This window comes from Thalassospira sp. ABD4_177 (assembly GCF_056160125.1).
Genome location: NZ_JBSWWO010000013.1, coordinates 1 through 385 on the forward strand (window position 1 = coordinate 1; position 385 = coordinate 385).

The window sequence follows — 385 nt, forward strand, 5'->3', positions numbered from 1 at the left end:
AAAAGCAGCGGTGTTAAGTGTCAAGGACCGCTGCATGATATATGCGCATCCTTGCGTTTGCCCTTACAATGATTTTGCGCATGACGGCGACAAGCGCGACCTTTCCGGGTTTTCCCTTTTGTTTGAGGCGTTGGTAGAAGGCTTTCATCTCCGGATCGAAGCGAATAGCAGGTAGTGCGGCGACATAGAGAACGTCGCGCACCTGTTGTCTGCCGCCGGCAATCGTTCTTTTGCCCCGCATGAGGCCGCTATCACGATTGAGCGGTGCCACACCAACCAGTTTGGCAATCTGGCCTTTGTCCAACCGTCCGAGTTCAGGCAATCCAGCCAGCAGGAAGCAAGCGGTTCTCATCCCGATACCTTTCAGCGACATCAGAACATTTGC

The 385-nt window shown here is 53.8% G+C and carries 1 protein-coding gene; it reads right to left on the reverse strand.

The features are described from left to right. Positions 1-13 precede the first annotated feature (13 nt). A partial coding sequence (locus ACXAF0_RS19690) for a transposase (RefSeq protein ID WP_475347525.1) occupies positions 14-385 on the reverse strand: 372 nt, incomplete at its 5' end.